Consider the following 19,830-nt stretch of genomic DNA (forward strand, 5'->3'; position numbering starts at 1 on the left):
AGACAGCTATGCGTGTTATATGGCTGGAAAGTACCAGGAAATGAAAGGATGAATATGAGTAATTTCAAGGTTGAATTAAAAAAAGTAGTAGACGACAGCTATGAGATCGAGATCGGATATGAGTTGGAACAGAAGCTGATCGATGATCTGAAGGCTGGTCTGGTTGGAAAAATATCCAAATTCGTAGTAGTCACAGACAGTAATGTAAAAGAGCTATATGCGGACAAGATTTATAAGATGCTTGAAGAAGCAGGATACAAGACAGATCTTATCAGTTTTCCGGCAGGAGAACTGAGTAAGACCAGAGCGACAAAGGAGTATGTAGAAGATACCATGCTTGCAAAGGGATATCGGAGAGATTGCTGCATTATCGCCGTTGGCGGTGGCGTGGTGACAGACCTTGCAGGATTTGTAGCCGGAACCTATGGCAGAGGAATTCCATTTATCAATTATGCAACGACATTACTTGCGGCAGCGGATGCATCTGTGGGAGGAAAGACAGCGGTCGATACACCGCTTGCAACCAATCTGATCGGACTGTTTAATCAGCCGCAGAAGGTATATCTGGATATCGCAACATGGAAGACACTTCCACAACGGCAGTTATCTTCAGGTCTTGCAGAGACGATCAAGCATGCCTGCCTTGCAGACAGGGAATTCTTCGATTATCTGTCAGAGCATATCGAAGATGTGCTTGCAGTAAAGGATGAGGTATGCAGACATATCGCAGAGAAGAACTGCGAGATCAAATATCAGGTCGTTATGAAGGACGAGCGGGAAAGCGGCTTGCGTGAGGTCTTGAACCTTGGACATACGGTTGGAAGAGCCATCGAGACAGTCAGTGATTATAAGCTGTTGCATGGAGAGGCCGTTGCGATCGGTCTGGTTGCAGAGGTGAAGATGGCAGAACATTTTGGCTACTGTACAGCAGAGGATGAAGCAGCTATGGTTGCCATGTTGAAGCAGGCAGATCTTCCAACGGAGATTCCGGATTATATAGACCGTGAAGCTCTGGTTAAGAAGCTGTATACCGATAAGAAGGTCAGAGACGGACATTTGCGTTTCGTTTTACAGCATGGAATCGGCGCGATCGAGGTATTTGATGGTGACCAGTACGCAAAAGCCATACCGGAGAGTCTGGCAAGAGAGATCATTATGGAGATGTAGGCATTTGCTTACAAGGGATGATTTTTCACAATTCATAGAATATGCGAAGTAGAATTACACGATAAAATATTCAATATATAAGATTTCAGGAGGATATAAAAATGGATAAGAAGATAATCAGCACAGAGAAAGCACCGCAGGCAATCGGACCATATTCACAGGCAATCGTTGCTAACGGATTTTTATTTACGTCAGGAATGGTTCCAATCGATCCTGCAACGAATCAGTTAGTAGAAGGAGATATCACAGTTCAGGCAAAACAGGCAATCTCAAATCTGAAGAATCTGATCGAGGCATCCGGTTCATCCTGTGACAAGGTTGTAAAGACTACAGTATTTATTAAGGATATGAACCAGTTCTCAATTATCAACGATATTTACAAAGAATATTTCAACAAAGATTTCCCTGCACGTTCCTGTGTAGAAGTTGCAAGACTTCCAAAAGACGTACTGATTGAGATCGAAGCAGTAGCAGTTGTATAAATAAAGATTTTAAAATGATGGTGTGGCAGATATATGAATGATATCTGCCGCATTATTATAAGAGGGTATATGGAGACAAGAAAGAAAATTTTTGGAGCTGAATGTTTGTTTACAGCATTGATCGTAGTGTATGAGATCGTAACGGTGCTGGCGTTATTTACAGATCTGTTTTCCGGCATTACGATAAAACAAAACATATTATTCAGTCAGAGTTTGATATTTGTACCAACAGTGTTATATTTGTTCATCATGAGAAAGCACGTAAAGGATATCATCTGGTTTCGGAGATTTCATCCGTTGACACTCCTGCTGCTTCCACCGTTGGTTCTGTTTATGGAGCCACTTATTACATTGTTAAATGCAATCTCAATGTTATTTGTGCGAAATGAGATCAGCCATGCAGCTTCAGCACTGGTTGATCATAATACACTTGGAACTTCGCTTTTTTTCATGGCATTTTTGCCGTGTGTGATAGAGGAACTGGCGTATCGTGGTGTCATGTTCGGAAGCTTTCATGAAGCCGGCAGATTAAAGGCAATATTGATGTCAGGCTTTTTATTTGGACTGATGCATATGAATTTTAATCAGATGGCATATGCGATCATGATCGGTTTGGTCTTCGGTTTTGTCGTAGAAGCAACCGGAAGCATTATTCCAACAATGATCATGCATTTTCTGATCAATGGTTTTTCTGTTGTTATAAAGCATATTGCAAATATCATTCCGATGTTAAAAGATCAGGCGGAAAATACAGAAGTAACACAGACGATGCTGCTCAGCACCATCCGGGCATATATACCTATGGCGCTGGTTGGCACTGTAATATCAGTAGGAATTATTTATCTGCTTGCGACTATAAATGGCAGAATGGAGAGTTTCACCTCTGTATTCACGGAACCTTTTAATCGGTACGATGAAAATGGCAAAAAGCTTCGCCTGCTTACCCCGCTTATGATCGTGGTCATCATCTACTGCCTGATCCGCTGCGTTGTCGAAGAATTTTTATTTTAACGATGGCAAAATGCCAACCAAATGAATCTGATCTGGTACCTACCCTATTATAAATGACTTGCTGCGGTTTCTATTCATTGCACATGTCTTATCCGCTCATGCTCTTGTGCTAACTCGTCCTTCGGACTCAGACAAGCACCCGCATTCGCTGACAATGTGCAATTCATCAAGAAATCCTCGCTAATGTCATATTATAATAGAGCAGGTACCAGATCAGATTTGTTTGGTGGGCGTTTTGTTGCTATATGTAAATGAGTAATAAAAAGATAAACAGAAAAATACACCATTCGATATACAGGGATTTATCCAGTTTCGAGTGTTGGTGTTTTCACTATGAAAAAACATTCGCGAGTTTATCATAGTGGAAATATCAATAGCAGAAAAAATCTCCCATTGTGGATCGTAAATCCCTCTTTGTATGCTGGTTCTTTCACTAAAATATGACATATGCGAGGCTTTCGTTGTATGGTGCACATTGCCAGTAAATACGGGTGCCTGTCTGAGCCGAAGGCGAGTTGGCACAGGAGTATTTACGGATCAGGCATGTGCAACATACAGAAAACGCAGCAGGTCATTGTTAGTGGAAGAACCAGCATATGAAGAGGGCACACAACCATAAGGGGGATTTTTTGCGTGTTCGGCTAGTCCTCGTTGCAGATCAGACCGTAGAAGGAGATCAGGTACAGTCCGGCGATACCAACGAGTGTGTAGATGATTCTGGAAAAGGCGGAGCCGGTTCCGAATAAAGCATCTACAAGATTAAAATTAAAGATTCCGATGATACCCCAAACGATCGCCCCAACGATCACAAGAGTAAGACAAATAACATTAAATACTTTCATGGCATTCCTCTCTGATTTCTAGTTATTTGGACATTAGTTTTTGGCAAGGTGTCGCAAAATTAATGGTTCCATATCTCTAGTTTGTGCGAACATGGAAAAAATATACTGCCATTATAAGGAAAAATGTATAAACAGGATGAAGGTATAAAATGAAAAATATAATATAGTGGATCTGGCGGCAGAAATTTATTTGAAGCAAATATAAAAATCAGTTGACAGGGTGCAAACATAATGTTATATTAAAAACAACATATGAACAGATATTCAAATGTTCAATAAAAACAGCGAGAGGAGGAACAGAATGAATACGGACAGCAGGGAAGCATGTGAATGCAAAGAGAACGATATTGCTGAGATCACCGCTGAGATTAATGAGATGATGCCGGACGAAGAGAATCTGTATGATCTGGCCGAGTTGTTTAAAGTATTTGGCGATTCTACCAGAATCCAGATCTTATACACACTGCTGGATCACGAAAAAAGTGTTGGTGACATTGCAGAAGAGCTTGGAATGAATGCATCTGCCATTTCTCATCAATTAAGAGTGTTAAAACAGGCGAAGCTGATCAAGAACCGCAGAGCCGGAAAGAATATGTTTTATGAGCTTGCCGATGACCATGTAGCAGTGATCATGCGAATGGGACTTGAGCATATATTTGAATAATAAGAAAGGTTAAAGGTGGATATTATGAAGAAGAGATATAATTTAAGTGATGTAGATTGTGCAAATTGTGCAGCAAAGATGGAGGAGCAGATCAGCAAGTTACCGGGAGTTAACAGCGCATCTATCAGCTTCATGGCACAGAAACTTACATTAGACGCAGATGAAGACAAATTAGACGAGATCTTAAAGCAGGCAGAAAAGATCATCAAGAGCATTGATGAGGAAGCTGCGATCGAATATTAGAAATAATGCAGATCTGAATATTAAGACGTTACAGATTTACATAAGCTGAAAGAGAAGATAAAATAAGAAAATTATCGCAGATAGCAGAAAAAAGGTGATGGATTATGAGTAAGAAGCAGAAAAAGATGTTAATTCGAATCATCGTTGCACTGGTGGTATTTATCGCATGCGAGATTGCAGAGAAGCTCATCCATTTGAATGGAGTGTGGGATACAGTTGTAAAGGCTGCGATGTTCGCAGTACCATATCTGATGGCAGGATATGATGTCCTTTTAAAGGCAATCAAGAATATCAGCAAGGGTCATGTATTTGACGAAAACTTCCTGATGGCAGTTGCAACTGTAGGCGCATACGGAACCGGAGAATTTGGCGAGGCGGCAGCCGTTATGCTGTTCTATCAGGTCGGAGAATGGTTCCAGAAATATGCAGTCAACAGATCAAGAGCCAGTATCACAGATTTGATGAACATTATGCCGGAATATGCAAATATTGAAAAAGATGGACAGATCGTTCAGGTAGAACCGGAGACAGTTGCGATCGGTGATATCATCATCGTGCAGCCGGGTGAAAAAGTTCCTCTCGATGGTACTGTCATCGAAGGGGAAACATTTGTAGATACAGCAGCGCTTACCGGTGAATCCGTACCTAGAAAGCTGTCTGTTGGTGACGAAGTGTTAAGTGGCGTGATTAACCAGAATGGTGTGATCCGTGTCAAGGTATCAAAGGAATTTGACGATTCGACCGTATCGAAGATTTTGGAACTGGTGGAAAATGCAAGTACGAGAAAAGCACAGTACGAGCAGTTCATTACCAGATTTGCAAAATACTATACACCGATCGTGTGTTTCCTTGCACTTGCAGTAGCGATCATTCCGCCGATCTTTGTAGGTGAATTTGGCAAATGGTTCCACCGTGCATTGATCTTTCTGGTAGTATCCTGTCCATGTGCATTGGTCATCTCTATTCCACTTAGTTTCTTCAGTGGAATCGGCGGAGCATCCAAGGCAGGTATCCTTGTAAAAGGAAGTAACTATCTGGAGCTTCTGGGTAAAGCAAAGATTGCCGTATTTGATAAGACCGGAACTCTGACAAAGGGTGTATTCAAGGTTGTAGAGACATGCGCAAATGGAATCAGTGAAGATGATCTTCTGGAGCTTGCAGCATATGGCGAGTATTACTCCAACCATCCGATCGCAGCATCAATCAAGGCTGCATATAAGGGAACGGTACAGATCGACCACCTCGATGGATATGAGGAAATCTCCGGAATGGGTATCAAGGTTTTAAAAGATGGAAAAGAAGTGTTAGTCGGAAATAAAAAGCTTTTGGATTCCAGAAAGATATCCATAGCAGGCGCAAAACAGCCATCCAAGGTTGGAACAGTCCTTTTCGTAGCGGAAAATGGTGCATATAAGGGATGTATCACGATCGCTGATGAGATCAAGGATGGTGTTAAGGATGCGATTGCATCAATCAAGAAATGTGGGATTGATAATGTTGTTATGCTGACGGGTGATAAGAAAGAGGTTGCTGACAGTGTAGCAAAAGAGCTTGGCATTGATACTGTATGTGCAGAACTGATGCCGGGTGATAAGGTAGATAAAGTAGAACAGCTTCTCCGCGAGAAGGATGAAGACAGTACATTGATCTTCACCGGTGACGGAATAAATGATGCGCCTGTTTTAATGCGTGCCGATGTCGGTATCGCAATGGGAGCTATGGGTCAGGATGCTGCGATCGAAGCAGCAGACATCGTTCTGATCGATGATGATCCGGGCAAGATTGCCGTAGCATATGCAATTGCCAGAAAGACGGTTCATATCGTGCAGCAGAACATTGTGTTTGCACTTGCTGTCAAGATCATTGTTATGGTACTCGGTGCCCTTGGTTTTGCAAATATGTGGGCAGCGGTATTCGCCGATGTCGGTGTTGCCTTCCTCGCGATCATCAACGCAACCCGCGCGCTGAAGCCATGATGTAAAAAGATATGGGTGCGTAGAGATATATAGCCTCCGCCATACAGATTACCCTGCCATAATGACATTGTGAGAATTTCGTCGCGAGTTACACATTGTCAGCGAATGCGGGCGCATGTTTGAGTCCGTAGGACGAGTTTGCGCAGGAGCATAAGCGAATCAGACATGTGTAACGAACAGAAATCGCAACAAGTCATTATGGCAGGGTAATCTGTATGGCGGAGGCTATATATCTCTACGCGCCCTTTTTACTTCGAATAGGACATATAAAAATGCAGGGTATGGCGGTCTGTATATTTTATGAAGCAAGCCTGTTCCAACGCCGGTTCTTAGTGAGTCGCCGCAGGCGAAGAACTTAGCACCGTTGCGTTGGAATAGAGTGAAAACGTCTTGCGTAATAAAGATATACAGACCACCATACCCTGCATTTTTATTATACTGGATATGTTTAGGCTTCTTCGTGAGCGAGTGCCGCAGCAACAAAGCCTTTGAAAAGCGGATGTGCTTTATTTGGTCTGGACTTGAATTCCGGATGTGCCTGAGTTCCGATGAACCAAGGATGATTCGGAATCTCGATCATCTCAACGATGTGACCGTCAGGAGAGAGACCAACCAGTTCCATGCCATTATCTGTTAAAGCCTTACGGTAGTCATTGTTGACTTCATATCTATGTCTGTGACGCTCGTGGATGTATTCTGTGCCATAGAGCTCATAGGATTTGGAATCTTTGCTGAGTACACATGGGTAAGAACCAAGTCTTAATGTTCCGCCGAGGTCTGTTACATCATGCTGATTCGGCATGATATGAATAACCTGATGGAAAGAGTTTGGATTGAATTCTGAGCTGTGTGCATCTGCATAACCAAGGACATGTCTTGCAAATTCAACAATCGTGAGCTGCATACCGAGACACAGACCAAGGTAAGGAACCTTTTTCTCTCTTGCATACTGGATTGCGGTGATCATGCCTTCGATACCTCTGTCACCAAAACCGCCCGGAACGAGGATTCCATCGACGTCACCCAGTGTTTCTTCCACATTTTCAGGAGTTACAAGTTCGGAATCTACCCATTTGATCTCGACCTCGGCATCGTTTGCAACACCGGCATGCTTTAAGGATTCAACAACGGAAATGTATGCATCATGCAGTGAGACATATTTGCCGACGAGAGCAACACGAACCTTTTTTTTCGGATTCTTCCATGCAGTGATCATATCATTCCATTCCTTCCATGCATGTGGTTCCGGAGCAGGACAATCCATGTGTAAACATTTGCACACAACATCAGCGAGATGCTCTTTCTCCATAGCGAGAGGAACTTCGTATAATACATCAACATCCAGATTCTGGATAACATTCTGGCTAGGTACATTACAGAATAATGCGATCTTATCCTTTAAGCCCTGATCCAGTAGATAATCAGAACGGCAGACCAGAATATCCGGCTGGATACCCATTCCCTGCAGGTTCTTAACACTCGCCTGAGTCGGCTTTGTCTTTAATTCGCCGGAAGCTTTCAGATAAGGAATCAGAGTAACATGGATCATAATGCAATTCTCATGTCCGACGTCATGTGTGAACTGACGGATCGCCTCTAAGAAAGGCTGGCTCTCGATATCGCCGACTGTACCGCCAATTTCGATGATCGCTACTTCGGTATCCTTTGCATCCGGATTCCGATAGAAGCGATCTTTAATTTCATTTGTTATATGTGGAACTACCTGTACGGTATGTCCGCCGAAGTCGCCGTGGCGTTCTTTCTGTAAGATACTCCAGTAGATCTTACCGGTCGTAACATTCGAATTCTTATTCAGACTTTCATCGATAAAACGCTCATAATGACCAAGATCCAGATCAGTCTCCGCACCATCATCGGTTACGAATACTTCACCATGCTGGATCGGGTTCATAGTACCCGGATCCATGTTGATGTATGGATCGAATTTCTGGCTGGTAACCTTGTAGCCTCTCATTTTGAGCAGACGACCAAGGGAGGCAGCAGTGATACCTTTACCAAGACCGGATACGACACCGCCTGTGACAAACACGTACTTAATAGGCATAATAATTTCCTCCTGATATATTCTAAAAACGCATAGACATACGCTCTCATTAAAAAAACACTCATTATTATACGAGAGCATTTTTCAAAAGTCAATCAGCCGTATCGAAAAACAGGATGTATCCGGCATAAAAATATGGTATGATAGTATATAAGAAGTCAAACTTAATAAAATTATGGAAAAATATTCATAAACTTTAGAAAATAAAGCGAAAAATATACATTTGACAGGAAAATGAAGTGAGAAGACGGGAGATCTCGATGGGAGCAATTCAGTTTATCCATATCAGTGATGTGAATATCGGACGAAAAGCAGACAAATTACTGTTCGGACAGACCTGTGAAAAGGACGGGATAACGACCTTGAAACAGGTTGTTTCTGATGCAGGAAAATTACAGGCTGATTTTGTATTTATCACAGGGGATCTCTTTGACCATCCGGCAACAGAAGAAGATCTTGCGTGGATTGATGAGATATTTCTGCCGCTTGATAAGACGGCGGTCATTTATTGTCAGGGAGATCATGATTACATGAAATCAGATGGGGTGCTTGCAAACTATTCTTTCCGGTCAAATATTTATGTGGCAGGCTGCAGCGAGTATCGGAATCCGGTTCCGGCAGGCTCTGCAATATATGGAGTAAAGCATGAAAACGCAACTGCCATGATCGATGTTATTCGGTTCCCGAAAAAAAATGCGGTACTTTATTGTGCCGGCTATTATAGTGCCGGAGCGCAGATGGCAGTTTTAGATGAACTGACACCGGCGGATGATGAGATGACAAATATCCTGCTGGCTCATGCCGGAAATCATGGCGCGATACCGATCGATTATCCGACGATCCGGAAAGCAGGATTTGATTATATCGGATTAGGACATGAAGCTTCCTATAAGAATATGTACAATGGCAGGATTTGTTATCCGGGTGTATTGGAACCGGACAATAACAGGGAGACCGGACCGCATGGCTATGTGCAGGGAAAGTTATCAGATGGCGTGGTATCGGTACGGCTTGTGCCTGCATCACAAAAGGAATATAAGACGATACGCTATCCGGTCAGTAATTATATGTCAGATGAAGAACTGGCAGATGAATTGCATCGTATCATTGCAAGAGAAGGAGAAAAAAACATTTATTCGATCTACCTGGTACGACCGGAAAAATGTGAGAAGTCCTTTCATTTGCAGGAGGCACTGGCCACTTACCGGATTGCCGCGCTGAGCGGAGAAGTGTATCAGCGTGAGGATTATGATGAATACAGAAAAGCAAACCGAGGAAATGCATTTGGACGATTGCTTGATAAACTGGATGCCGACTCTCCAATCCGGGAGGATGGGGCGAAGCTGGCAGTTGACCTCGTTATAGAACGATCAAAGATATACACCAGAAGCAGCCGGAAAATGAATGACCGGCTTTATGAGGAAACGATCCGGGTAGTGATTGAGAATCTGAAACAGGATATGGATAAACTCCGTACCTCAAAGGATATTCAGGCATATGAACAGGCAAAGGAACGGCTGGCAGAAAGTCCGGATGTACTGGAACGCTTAAATGAAGCATGGGCAATGGAACGGAAGAACAAACTGGAGCTTCTGACTGCCCGGAACAATCAGGCGCAGATCGTACCAAGACACAGAAGCAAATGGATACGAACCGGTATCCGTGCCGCGATTGTTCCATTTGTCATATTCTGTATTATGGCATTATTCCTGATGCCACGGGCGTACATTCAAATGTCAGAGCGTATGAATGGTACAGATGTGGTTCGTTTTCTGGTCACATCAATACTTGCGATCGTGCTCTGCTTTGTGATCGGTTATGTATTTGCAAGGCTGATCGATCAGAACAAGGCAGACGGAATACGAAAAGAACGTGCAGATGCAGAACGGCTTGAACGCGAGCTGGCTGCAAAAGGCGAGCAGCTTCATGAAGTCAGAACCGGATATCAGTTACAGGATACAAAGCGGCGGGAGATCCAGTCGGATGTGAATGCCAGAGAAGATCTTGTGGCGCAGACGATCTATAAGCTTCAGGTGATGGAAGAAGCGATGCGGACGTTAGAATAAAAAGAAAAAGGGCACTTGAAAAACAGGTGCCCTAGGACACTAACATATTTGCCAGCAGGATACTTACAACGATCCCTGCACCGAGAGATAACAGGGCACATGGGATGATATATCGGGATTTGCGGACTTTGGCAGCCATCAGATATACAGACATCGTATAGAATAAAGACTCCGTACAGCTAAGGATAATGGCAGCGGTGAGTCCTTCTCTGGAATCAGGTCCATAGTCATTAAAAATGTTAAGCATCAGACTGGTGGCAGACCCGGAGGAGAACAGCTTCGTTATGATGACGGGGATCACACAATCTGGGGTATGTATGAGAGAGGCAATCGGTTTCAGAACCTTTGTGATCAGGTCAAGCGCACCGGAATCATTCAGGATTCGTACAGCCACAAATAGACCGATCAATGTTGGAACCAATTCGACTACTATCTTCATTCCGTCAAATGCCCCGTCAATAAAATCTTCATAGACATTCGTCTTTTTGATACAGCCATATAACACAACAGCAAATATGACCAGTGGGATGATACTGTTTGAGATTGTTGTCAGCATGACAAGCCTCCATTAAGATTCTGTGTATGTTTATTTCGTTTTGGCAGGTTATTTAGCAGACATACATCTGCGATAAATAACCTGCCAAACCGAAATATATACACAGATATATTCTGTATTATGAAAGTCAACTGCGCTGCTTATTAAAGATTTCTAAGTGAACTCGCCGCTTCATTTCCCTCGTTTGTTTATAATGACGGCCAGCAGGACGGCGACGGCGGTGGAGCAGACGGTTGCGATGATGCCGGGCAGGATAATGGCGGTAGGATGTTCAGAACCGTAGGTTGCACGATAGGCAATGATATTTACCGGGATCAGTTGCAGCGAAGAAATATTCAGGATCAGGAAGACGCACATTTCTCGACTGGCAGATTTACTTCCCTTGTTGTCCTTAGCCAGCTCCTGCATCGCCTTTAGTGCCGGCGGTGTTGCAGCCCACCCAAGCCCTACAATATTTGCAATGATGTTCGTACACATATATTCATATGCCGGATGCTCCGGGGAAAGTCTCGGAAACAAGAATCTCATGACAGGGGACATTTTCGATGACCATTTTTTCATCAGACCGGTGCGTTCTGCGATCTTCATAATCCCACACCACATCGTAACAATTCCTAGCATGGTGATACAGAGTGAAACGGCGTCACTCCCGGCATCAATGATACCGGTATTCACATCTTCCATATGCCCGGTCAGAAGTGCGGTGATAATACCGACTAAGATCATGGCAGCCCAGATCAGATTAATCATAGAATCCCCTTTGATTTTGCTTTTACATAATGAATATATGCAGAGGAATAGGGGAAGTATGCTATAGTATTATCAGTTTAATAATTCATATGATATGAATTTTATATATTCTATATTGCAATAATATCAGAATAACGATAAAATAATGATAATATATTAACGACAAGAAGCATGAAATAAAAAGGAGTGATAAAATGATACAGATTAGACCGGTTTCAGATCTTAGAAATAAGTTCCCTGAAATTGAAACAATTGTGAATAGTGGAAAGCCTGTATATTTAACGAAAAATGGATATGGGGCGATGGTTGTTTTAAGTATGGAAGAGTATGCGAATCTTACAGAGAATGTTGAAATGAAACTTGATGAAGCTGACAGACAGGCAAAAGCGACAGATAAAAGACTTTCACATGAAGAAGTATTTAGCAAAGCAAGGAGTGTGATGAATGCAAGATAAAATCTACAAGTTAAGATATTTGCCACTTTTTGAACAGGATTTGCTGGATACAGTGACTTATATTTCGAAGGTTTTAAAAAATGAAGAAGCGGCAATGCGACTGATAAATGATGTTGAAACAGCAATATTAGCCAGATTAAACAATCCGGTAGCGTTTGAACCATATCATTCCAGAAAAAAACGTGAATATCCATATTGCCGGATCTATATAAGAAATTATGTGATTTATTATGTGGTAATTGATGATGTTATGGAAGTACGACGGTTATTGTATGGTGCAAGAAATATAGAAAATTTGTTAAATTAATACATATAAAAAGAGCAGTAAAATTATCAGATTTACTGCTCTTTTTATATGTATTCGTCTCAATCATCCTGTAATATGTCACATTTTCACATTTCCCCCATAAAGTATAGAGAGATGAATAATATGCAAATTCAGGAGGTATATTCATTTGGAACAGTATAGAAACTGCAACAGAAATGGCGGCAGATATCCTGCTCAGCCAAATCTCATGATGCAATATGCAAATAACCGCAATGCCTCTTCCTGCAATGGAAACCGTCAGGGCACAGGCGGCTGTTCTTTCAGACAGGATCATTGCGAAACAACAAGAAAGGATGTAGAGACCTGTGGCAGATTCAGTCCGCATCCGATTGGTATGGCGTATGTGCCAAGTCAGGAATTTGGGGAACTCTATGATGCGAAAAAGGGTCTGCGCGAAGGAACCATGTTCCCAGATCTGAATCTGATCTTTTGTGGTGTAAGGGGGAAATAGGCAATGAATAATATGAACAAACAGCAGCTCTTTGCCTTTATAACAGAAGTGTCCTTCGCGTTGGATGACATTTCCCTGTATCTGGACACTCACCCGGAATGTCCGAAGGCACTGGCAGCATACAGCAATTATAAAGCAATGCGGCAGCAGGCAGTCCGCGAATACACGACCGCCTATGGTCCATTGAACCGATATCAGGTAAATGACGACAATTATTTTGACTGGGTTGACAAACCTTGGCCATGGGAAAGGGAGTGTGGTTGTTAAATGTGGATCTATGAAAAAAGATTACAGTTTCCGGTAAATATCAAAGAGACAAATGCGCAGCTTGCGCAGGCGATAATCTCACAATACGGCGGACCGGATGGTGAAATGGGTGCATCTATGCGATACCTGTCCCAGCGTTATGCGATGCCGGACAATAAGGTGAAAGCAATTCTTACCGATATCGGTACAGAGGAGCTGGGACATCTGGAGATCGTTGCCACGATCATTTACCAGCTTACCTGCCGGTTATCGATCGAGGAGATTAAGGCATCGGGATTTGACAAATATTACATCGATCACACCTTAGGAATCTGGCCGCAGGCAGCAGGCGGCATTCCATTTAACGCCTGCGAATTCCAGAGCAAGGGTGATCCGATCACGGATCTTTTCGAAGATATGGCAGCAGAGCAGAAAGCCCGGTCGACTTATGACAATATCCTGCGTCTCTGCAAAGACTATCCGGATGTATATGAGCCGATCAAATTCCTTCGCGAACGTGAGGTCGCACATTTCCAGCGCTTCGGTGAAAGCCTTGGCATTGTCCGCGAAAAGATGGATACAAAGAACTTCTATGCATTTAACTCAGCATTTGATACAAGTGCTCCATGCGTGGAGAAATGTGGGAAGTAAGAGATAGTCGCTACCGGTTGTTTATTATTATATAGTAGTGACAGAAGCAGAAAAATCAGGCAGCAATCCTGAATCGGGGATATCAAGCTGCCTGATTTTTTCACAATGTATATTATTGAGAATAATTCTTGAAAAGAATTATAAATTTATTCGGTTTGTGGTATAATGAGTATAAAATCACTTGCTTGCAAGGATGAAAAAACAAATCGTATTTTGTAAAAGGGAGGTACAAGCATATGGACAAAAAAGCAATCTATAATTTATCCTATGGTGTATTCATGTTATCCACCAGATCGGGGGAGAAGGTAAACGGCTGCATCACAAATACATGTATGCAGGTAGCAGGCAATCCGGTTCGGGTTGCGATATCTGTATTAAACACGAATTATACATGCGACCTGTTGAAAGAGAGTGGGATATTTGCTTTGAGTATTCTGGATCAGACCTGCTCATTTGCGACGATAAAACATTTCGGGTTCCAGTCCGGCAGAGATGTGGATAAATTCGCAGATCTGCAAATGCCAAAGGACTGCAATGACATACCGTATATGGGATGGAATGCCTGTGCCGTGATCAGCGGAAAAGTAGTAGAACAGCACGACCTTGGCACACATACGTTATTTATCGCAGAAGTCGTAGATGCCAAGCTGATCAATGAAAATGCACCGCTGACTTATGCGGATTATCAGACAAAGGTAAAACCAAAAGCAGAACCGAAAGCCCAGGACAAGAAGATCGTAGGCTGGCGCTGTCGTATCTGTAATTATGTATATGAAGGAAGCGAGCTGCCGGCAGATTTCACCTGCCCGATATGTGGACATGGAGTAGAGGATTTTGAGCCGGTGTATGAGGCGTAAGCTATTAAAAAGCTTATAAACAGGAGGACAATGCTATGGAACGAGTAGCAAAATTTTTAAAGGACGCAGAAACTTATTATTTAGCAACTGTAGAGGGTGACCAGCCAAGAGTCAGACCATTTGGAACTGCCCATATTTTTGAAGGCAAGTTATACATACAGACAGGCAAAGTAAAAGAAGTATCAAAGCAGATCCATGTAAATCCGAAGGTTGAGATCTGTGCTTTTATGAATGGAGAATGGCTTCGTGTAGCAGGAGAACTGGTGGAAGATGACCGCAGAGAAGCAAGACAGTCTATGCTGGATGCATACCCTTCATTACAGAAGATGTATTCCGCAGATGATGGTAACACCGAGGTATTTTATTTTAAGAATGCAACAGCAACTTTTTCATCATTTACACACGAACCGGAAGTTGTGAAGTTTTAAATGTATTACATGGTTTGACAAACGCCCTCGCTTGTATAAGCGGGGGCGTTTGTGCGTTTGTAACATATTTATAAAAGTAACTATTAGCAATGATGGGATAAGATAAGAAAAAAATATTTTCTTTAAATTGACAAAATATGCGTATATTATTGCGCATTTTGTTAAATAAAGGTATAATATTTCCATAATAAAAGGGGGCGGGTCTGAGGTAGAGGCTTTTTAGTTTTCTACATTTCCTAATATGAAATCCCTATAATTATGAAGTGAAATTGATACGATGGACGATTTTTTGTACATTGTATAGATTATTATATTTTAAGAAGGTTTTAAGAAGTGCAACAAAAAATACATTGTGGAATATAAAGTACATTCCAATATGTGGCAATTAATAGATTTTTCAATAAAAGATTAATATTTACATTCCACAATGTATTAAAATTATATATGGAACAAAAAAAAATTACAATATAATAATAATTCAAAAATTCACCAATTAAACTTTTATTGTAAAATGATATTGACTTATTATAAAAGAAATGCTATTTTGATAATACAAAGTCAAATAAATTATGAAGGAGGTGAAAAAATGTATCAGATTAAACTGCGTTTTAAATTGGAATTTCCTTTTCTTCCGAAGGAGATGGATCGTTTGTTTACAAGTTTTTTAAAGGCTGCGACGAAGAATATTTCCGAAGATTTGTATCAGCGTTTATATGATAAGAGCAGATCAATCATGAAGGCGTTTACATATTCGTATTATCTTCCCGGTGCTAAGTTTACAGACGATAAGATACTTCTTGATAAGAACGAATTCATGGTGTTTTTTACAGATGCTGATGATAAGGAATTTTTATATTTGTTTAATGCGTTTCAGACTATGAAATTTCGGCATTATTCGATGAACAAGAATTCCATGCAATTAATATCTGTGTATATTCAGAATATAAATGATATCATAGATGATGAAATCATCATAAAAATGCAGAGCCCATTACTGGCAAGATACCATGATAATGATACCAATTCAGACAGTTATTATACGTTTGATAAGGATGAGTTTTCAGACGTTGTGAAAGAGAATGTTAAGATCTTTATTCAAAGAATGAATATTCCGGTTGAGACAGATGATTTTTCTATTCAGGCGATCAAAGGGAAAAAGGTTATAATACCAGTGTTTGGAAGAAATACAGATGCTTCGCTTGGTATTTTCAAATTAAAAGGCTCTGTTGCTTTATTAAATGTTCTGCAGAGATCCGGAATTGGAGTACGCAGGTCGACAGGAAATGGAAAGTTTGAAGTATTAGGTTAGAAGAAAGGAGGATTATAAGTTGGGTAGAATCTATATACCAATGGGTGATTTTCTGAAAAATGCGGGAATCGTAGGTATGCATTATATACTGGACGAAATTGCTGCTGCATCGGAAGATTTGGATTATGGCTATACGGAAGATAATCAGCAATTATGGCTTGATACAGATTTCTGTCAGGAAACGGACTGGACGGATTTATACTTTCGTGGGATCACGACATATTACAGGTCACATAGTGTATATCAAACAATATTGGATAAGATTAAGAATTTGTTAGCTGTACTGGATTTGCCGGAATGGGATGGTAAAAAGTGGAAAGATGATATCAAATTCATTAACGATAAACTTTTGTCTAACAGTTATAAATCGGGCATTGCCAGTATAAAGGATGAGGTTGATACCACAGAAGCATATGAGATGCTTAAGGCGGTAAAACTGAAAGAATCTATGGAACCGGAACTGTTGCGGGATCGATTGGTTCAGTTACATGAATTTCTTATTCAGCCCATTTGTGCAGAAACCTTGATCATGAAGAGTGCCATATATAATTACATCAATCGTTTCTGGGATGGAAAATGTTTTCTATTACGTGCAAATGCAGCGAAAAATATGCGAGAGGTTTTTGAAAATGATTTTTCAGAACCATTTCGGACTTATATAGCAATTGATCAAAAGAAGGCAAAGGAGATATGCATTGATTGTAGTGCAATGATTGATTCGAAGACGAAAGTATCACTTGCATTTATGAAGGATCAGGCAGATGATCTGGCAAGAAAACAATCAGCTTTCTGGAATTGTAAAGTAGATGCTTTCTTATGTCCGGTGTGTGCATTTGTATATGCATTATCTCCTCTTGGTTTTTATCTGATGGGAAATCGATTCCTGTTTATTAATACGGATCAGAACATTCAGGAATTATTAGAGGTAAATCGTAAGGATGGCATTATGCAGGATGTGGAAAGAGAAGATGGAGAACGATATACTTCATGGATTTCCAGAACATTGAATCTGTTATTGAAGATGAAGACGGAAGAACTAGGTAATATTCAGATCATAACCAGAGGCAGGGATGAAAGCGAACGTTATACATTTGATATTATCAATAAAAATATCCTTGCAATATTAAATGATGAGAAAGTAAGGGCTGGACTTGATGTATTAAGTAAATACCCATATATAAAAAAGGGGACTGAATACATAAATATACATGAAACAGTTATATTGAATATTCTTCGGTATAGAAATCAATATCCATTATTAAATATCTTGTTAAGGCAGTCTATGGATGTAAAGACATATTTGGTAGATGCTTATTGGGTATATGATATTCAGATTCGTGTAAGTTTATTGAAGAAAGATAATGAAGATAAGAATAAGATAGGAGGTGCAATAGTGAATCGATACAAAGTTAGAGAGTGTGGATATGAATTAAGAAATAAACTGTTAGCAGCGAAAGGCACAAGTGATGATTCAAGAATCAGAGGTACGGTATATCGATTACTGAATGCAGTTGCAGTTGGAGATGTTTCCCATTTTATGGAAATTATAATGCGTATCTATTGTTCTGTAAATCTGACAGTTCCGGATGCATTCATAGAGTGTCTGGATAATCGGGAGAAGTTTAGAGAGTATGGATATGCATTCCTTATGGGATTAGAAGGAAGTCATTATGAAAAAAAGGAGGAAAAGGTTAATGATTAGGAATGGTTTAACACTTACAATGGTATTTCTTGCAGAAAGTGCAAATTATGGAGAGGGCGTAGGTAATATTACTACACTCAAAAAATTATCACGAGGAACATATGAGCAATATTCTTATATATCAAGACAGGCATTGAGATACAATATTATTCAGCAGTTAGGATGGGATACAACACCTGTTGATGGAAAGAGTGGAGTCGTTCAGTTTGCACCAACTGCTAATATAAAAGATTATCCGGAAATTGACTTTTTTGGTTATATGAAGACCAGTGCAAAAGGAGAGGATAAAAAAGGCGGAGCTGATACCAGAAGTGCAGTTGTTCGACTGAGTAATGCGGTATCATTAGAGCCTTATCAGAGCGATTTGGAATTTTTAACCAATATTGGATTGGCAAGACGCCAGGATCTTGATAATGCGATCGCACAGAGTGAGATACAGAAGTCATTCTACTCATATACGATCACTATAGATCTTGATCGTATTGGTGTGGATGGAGATCTTGAGATATCTGCAGAAGAAAAAGCAGATCGAGTAAAAAAATTTCTTGATACGATCCAGTATTTATATCGTGATATAAAGGGAAGAAGAGAGAACCTTAGTCCTGTATTTGCAATCGGTGGTCGATATATAAGAAAAAATCCGTTCTTTGAAAATAGAGTATCTTTGGAAAATGGAGCCATAAACACGAAGATGCTTGGAGAGATTATTGAAAGTGATGAGGATATAAAGAACAATACCAGTGTTGGAGTTGTGACAGGTATTTTCCAGAATGATGCAGAATTAAAAGATACATTGAACACAAAGACAGTTGCAGATGTATTTAAACAGTTGAAAAAGGAAGTTGATGAATATTATGGAGCGAGCAATTAGAATTGATTGTTTTCAAAACCTTGCGAACTACAGAAAACCAAGTAGTTTCATTATAAAAGAATCTTATCCGTTGCCACCATATTCAACTGTTATTGGTATGATTCACGCAATTAGTGGATTTGACAGTTATCACAAGATGCAGGTAAGTATCCAGGGAGAAAACGCAGGTTCTGTATCAGAATTGTATACAAGATATTCATTCAAATTCGATACAAAGTATGAAGAAGGCAGACATCAGCTCTGTATCAAAGGTGAAGACAAAGATTATGGTGTGTTTAAGGGGATTGCACATGTAGAACTGATCTGTGATAATCGGATGGTTTTACATATTATACCTGAGGAGGAAGATTTTGATAAGATTTATCAGGCACTGAAGTGTCCGATTATTTATCCATCATTAGGGCGGTATGAAGATTTGCTGGATATTCAAAATGTAGAAATTGTTGAATTACAGAAAGTTGAATCAGCAACGATTCGAAATAATATCTATATTCCATTTCAATCAGAACTGGATATTGGACGACGTACAAGCACGACTTACATGTTAACAAAGGAATACGAGATAACACCGCAGGGATATCGCAGATGGAAACCGGATGGTGGAAAGGTAAAAGCGTATTATATGCCGAAGGATACTTCAGTAGTGAATGCATATATCGATACCTATGGGGATGTTGTTGCGTTCGCATAACAAGATAAGAGAGGGATTG

The 19,830-nt window shown here is 40.7% G+C and carries 22 protein-coding genes; 18 read left to right on the forward strand and 4 right to left on the reverse strand.

The annotated features are described in order from the left end of the window. The first annotated feature begins 54 nt into the window (after window positions 1-54). From aroB to CLOL250_RS05195, 3 genes are all read left to right on the forward strand, one after another. A complete protein-coding gene (aroB, locus tag CLOL250_RS05185) occupies window positions 55-1,167 on the forward strand; it encodes a 3-dehydroquinate synthase (protein WP_044945207.1) in 1,113 nt (370 codons plus the stop codon). A 101-nt stretch (window positions 1,168-1,268) separates the two neighbouring features. Next, a complete protein-coding gene (locus CLOL250_RS05190; RefSeq protein ID WP_008401150.1) occupies window positions 1,269-1,649 on the forward strand; it encodes a RidA family protein in 381 nt (126 codons plus the stop codon). Window positions 1,650-1,718: 69 nt separating this feature from the next. After that, window positions 1,719-2,660 (forward strand): CPBP family intramembrane glutamic endopeptidase, encoded by a 942-nt coding sequence (locus CLOL250_RS05195; protein WP_044945160.1) that lies wholly within the window; start codon window positions 1,719-1,721, stop codon window positions 2,658-2,660. A 641-nt stretch (window positions 2,661-3,301) separates the two neighbouring features. Here CLOL250_RS05195 and CLOL250_RS05200 read toward each other — a convergent pair. Continuing rightward, window positions 3,302-3,502: a DUF378 domain-containing protein gene (locus CLOL250_RS05200; RefSeq protein ID WP_008401155.1), complete on the reverse strand. Its 201-nt coding sequence runs from the start codon at window positions 3,500-3,502 to the stop codon at window positions 3,302-3,304. A 301-nt stretch (window positions 3,503-3,803) separates the two neighbouring features. Between CLOL250_RS05200 and CLOL250_RS05205 the strand changes: the two genes are divergently transcribed. The 3 genes from CLOL250_RS05205 (at window position 3,804) to CLOL250_RS05215 (ending at window position 6,385) form a co-directional block, all read left to right on the forward strand. After that, a complete protein-coding gene (locus CLOL250_RS05205; protein ID WP_021943626.1) occupies window positions 3,804-4,166 on the forward strand; it encodes an ArsR/SmtB family transcription factor in 363 nt (120 codons plus the stop codon). Between the two features lie 24 nt (window positions 4,167-4,190). After that, entirely contained in the window at window positions 4,191-4,409 is a 219-nt protein-coding gene (locus CLOL250_RS05210; RefSeq protein WP_008401157.1) for a cation transporter, read from the forward strand. A 104-nt stretch (window positions 4,410-4,513) separates the two neighbouring features. Beyond that, window positions 4,514-6,385 carry a heavy metal translocating P-type ATPase gene (locus tag CLOL250_RS05215; protein ID WP_008401159.1) on the forward strand — a complete coding sequence of 624 codons (1,872 nt, stop codon included), beginning with the start codon at window positions 4,514-4,516 and terminating at the stop codon, window positions 6,383-6,385. A 448-nt stretch (window positions 6,386-6,833) separates the two neighbouring features. On the opposite strand, the gene CLOL250_RS05220 is transcribed toward CLOL250_RS05215, so the two are convergent. Then, window positions 6,834-8,450 carry a CTP synthase gene (locus CLOL250_RS05220; protein WP_044945163.1) on the reverse strand — a complete coding sequence of 539 codons (1,617 nt, stop codon included), beginning with the start codon at window positions 8,448-8,450 and terminating at the stop codon, window positions 6,834-6,836. Between the two features lie 260 nt (window positions 8,451-8,710). Here CLOL250_RS05220 and CLOL250_RS05225 point away from each other — a divergent pair, with 260 nt between their 5' ends. Beyond that, window positions 8,711-10,516: a metallophosphoesterase family protein gene (locus tag CLOL250_RS05225; protein ID WP_008401161.1), complete on the forward strand. Its 1,806-nt coding sequence runs from the start codon at window positions 8,711-8,713 to the stop codon at window positions 10,514-10,516. A 31-nt stretch (window positions 10,517-10,547) separates the two neighbouring features. On the opposite strand, the gene CLOL250_RS05230 is transcribed toward CLOL250_RS05225, so the two are convergent. Beyond that, entirely contained in the window at window positions 10,548-11,072 is a 525-nt protein-coding gene (locus CLOL250_RS05230) for a spore maturation protein (RefSeq protein ID WP_008401162.1), read from the reverse strand. A gap of 171 nt (window positions 11,073-11,243) precedes the next feature. After that, the gene (locus CLOL250_RS05235) at window positions 11,244-11,822 is read right to left on the reverse strand and encodes a nucleoside recognition domain-containing protein (RefSeq protein ID WP_008401164.1); all 579 of its coding nucleotides are present in this window, start codon (window positions 11,820-11,822) and stop codon (window positions 11,244-11,246) included. A 194-nt stretch (window positions 11,823-12,016) separates the two neighbouring features. On the opposite strand from CLOL250_RS05235, the gene CLOL250_RS05240 reads away from it, so the two are divergent. From CLOL250_RS05240 to cas5b, 11 genes are all read left to right on the forward strand, one after another. Beyond that, window positions 12,017-12,277, forward strand: a complete 261-nt coding sequence (locus CLOL250_RS05240) for a type II toxin-antitoxin system prevent-host-death family antitoxin (protein WP_008401165.1) — start codon at window positions 12,017-12,019, stop codon at window positions 12,275-12,277. After that, on the forward strand, window positions 12,267-12,584 hold the full coding sequence (locus tag CLOL250_RS05245; RefSeq protein ID WP_008401166.1) for a type II toxin-antitoxin system RelE/ParE family toxin: 318 nt from the start codon (window positions 12,267-12,269) through the stop codon (window positions 12,582-12,584). The genes CLOL250_RS05240 and CLOL250_RS05245 overlap by 11 nt, the downstream gene beginning before the upstream one ends. A 148-nt stretch (window positions 12,585-12,732) precedes the next feature. Beyond that, window positions 12,733-13,056 carry a spore coat associated protein CotJA gene (locus tag CLOL250_RS14125; RefSeq protein ID WP_044945167.1) on the forward strand — a complete coding sequence of 108 codons (324 nt, stop codon included), beginning with the start codon at window positions 12,733-12,735 and terminating at the stop codon, window positions 13,054-13,056. Window positions 13,057-13,059: 3 nt separating this feature from the next. After that, on the forward strand, window positions 13,060-13,323 hold the full coding sequence (locus tag CLOL250_RS05255) for a spore coat protein CotJB (RefSeq protein WP_008401169.1): 264 nt from the start codon (window positions 13,060-13,062) through the stop codon (window positions 13,321-13,323). Then, window positions 13,324-13,953, forward strand: coding sequence for a manganese catalase family protein (locus CLOL250_RS05260; protein WP_008401170.1), 630 nt, complete (start codon window positions 13,324-13,326; stop codon window positions 13,951-13,953). A 236-nt stretch (window positions 13,954-14,189) separates the two neighbouring features. Continuing rightward, a complete protein-coding gene (locus CLOL250_RS05265; RefSeq protein ID WP_008401174.1) occupies window positions 14,190-14,810 on the forward strand; it encodes a flavin reductase in 621 nt (206 codons plus the stop codon). 35 nt (window positions 14,811-14,845) lie between these two features. After that, entirely contained in the window at window positions 14,846-15,238 is a 393-nt protein-coding gene (locus CLOL250_RS05270) for a pyridoxamine 5'-phosphate oxidase family protein (RefSeq protein WP_008401175.1), read from the forward strand. 586 nt (window positions 15,239-15,824) lie between these two features. Then, window positions 15,825-16,547 carry a CRISPR-associated endoribonuclease Cas6 gene (cas6, locus tag CLOL250_RS05275; RefSeq protein ID WP_044945170.1) on the forward strand — a complete coding sequence of 241 codons (723 nt, stop codon included), beginning with the start codon at window positions 15,825-15,827 and terminating at the stop codon, window positions 16,545-16,547. A gap of 19 nt (window positions 16,548-16,566) precedes the next feature. After that, on the forward strand, window positions 16,567-18,249 hold the full coding sequence (gene cas8a1, locus CLOL250_RS05280) for a type I-B CRISPR-associated protein Cas8b1/Cst1 (RefSeq protein ID WP_119962635.1): 1,683 nt from the start codon (window positions 16,567-16,569) through the stop codon (window positions 18,247-18,249). Next, window positions 18,242-19,120 carry a type I-B CRISPR-associated protein Cas7/Cst2/DevR gene (cas7i, locus tag CLOL250_RS05285; protein ID WP_044945172.1) on the forward strand — a complete coding sequence of 293 codons (879 nt, stop codon included), beginning with the start codon at window positions 18,242-18,244 and terminating at the stop codon, window positions 19,118-19,120. The genes cas8a1 and cas7i overlap by 8 nt, the downstream gene beginning before the upstream one ends. Next, window positions 19,104-19,811 (forward strand): type I-B CRISPR-associated protein Cas5b, encoded by a 708-nt coding sequence (gene cas5b / locus CLOL250_RS05290; RefSeq protein ID WP_044945209.1) that lies wholly within the window; start codon window positions 19,104-19,106, stop codon window positions 19,809-19,811. The genes cas7i and cas5b overlap by 17 nt, the downstream gene beginning before the upstream one ends. The last annotated feature ends 19 nt before the right edge of the window (window positions 19,812-19,830 follow it).

This window comes from Clostridium sp. L2-50, from assembly GCF_000154245.1.
Lineage (GTDB): Bacteria > Bacillota > Clostridia > Lachnospirales > Lachnospiraceae > Coprococcus.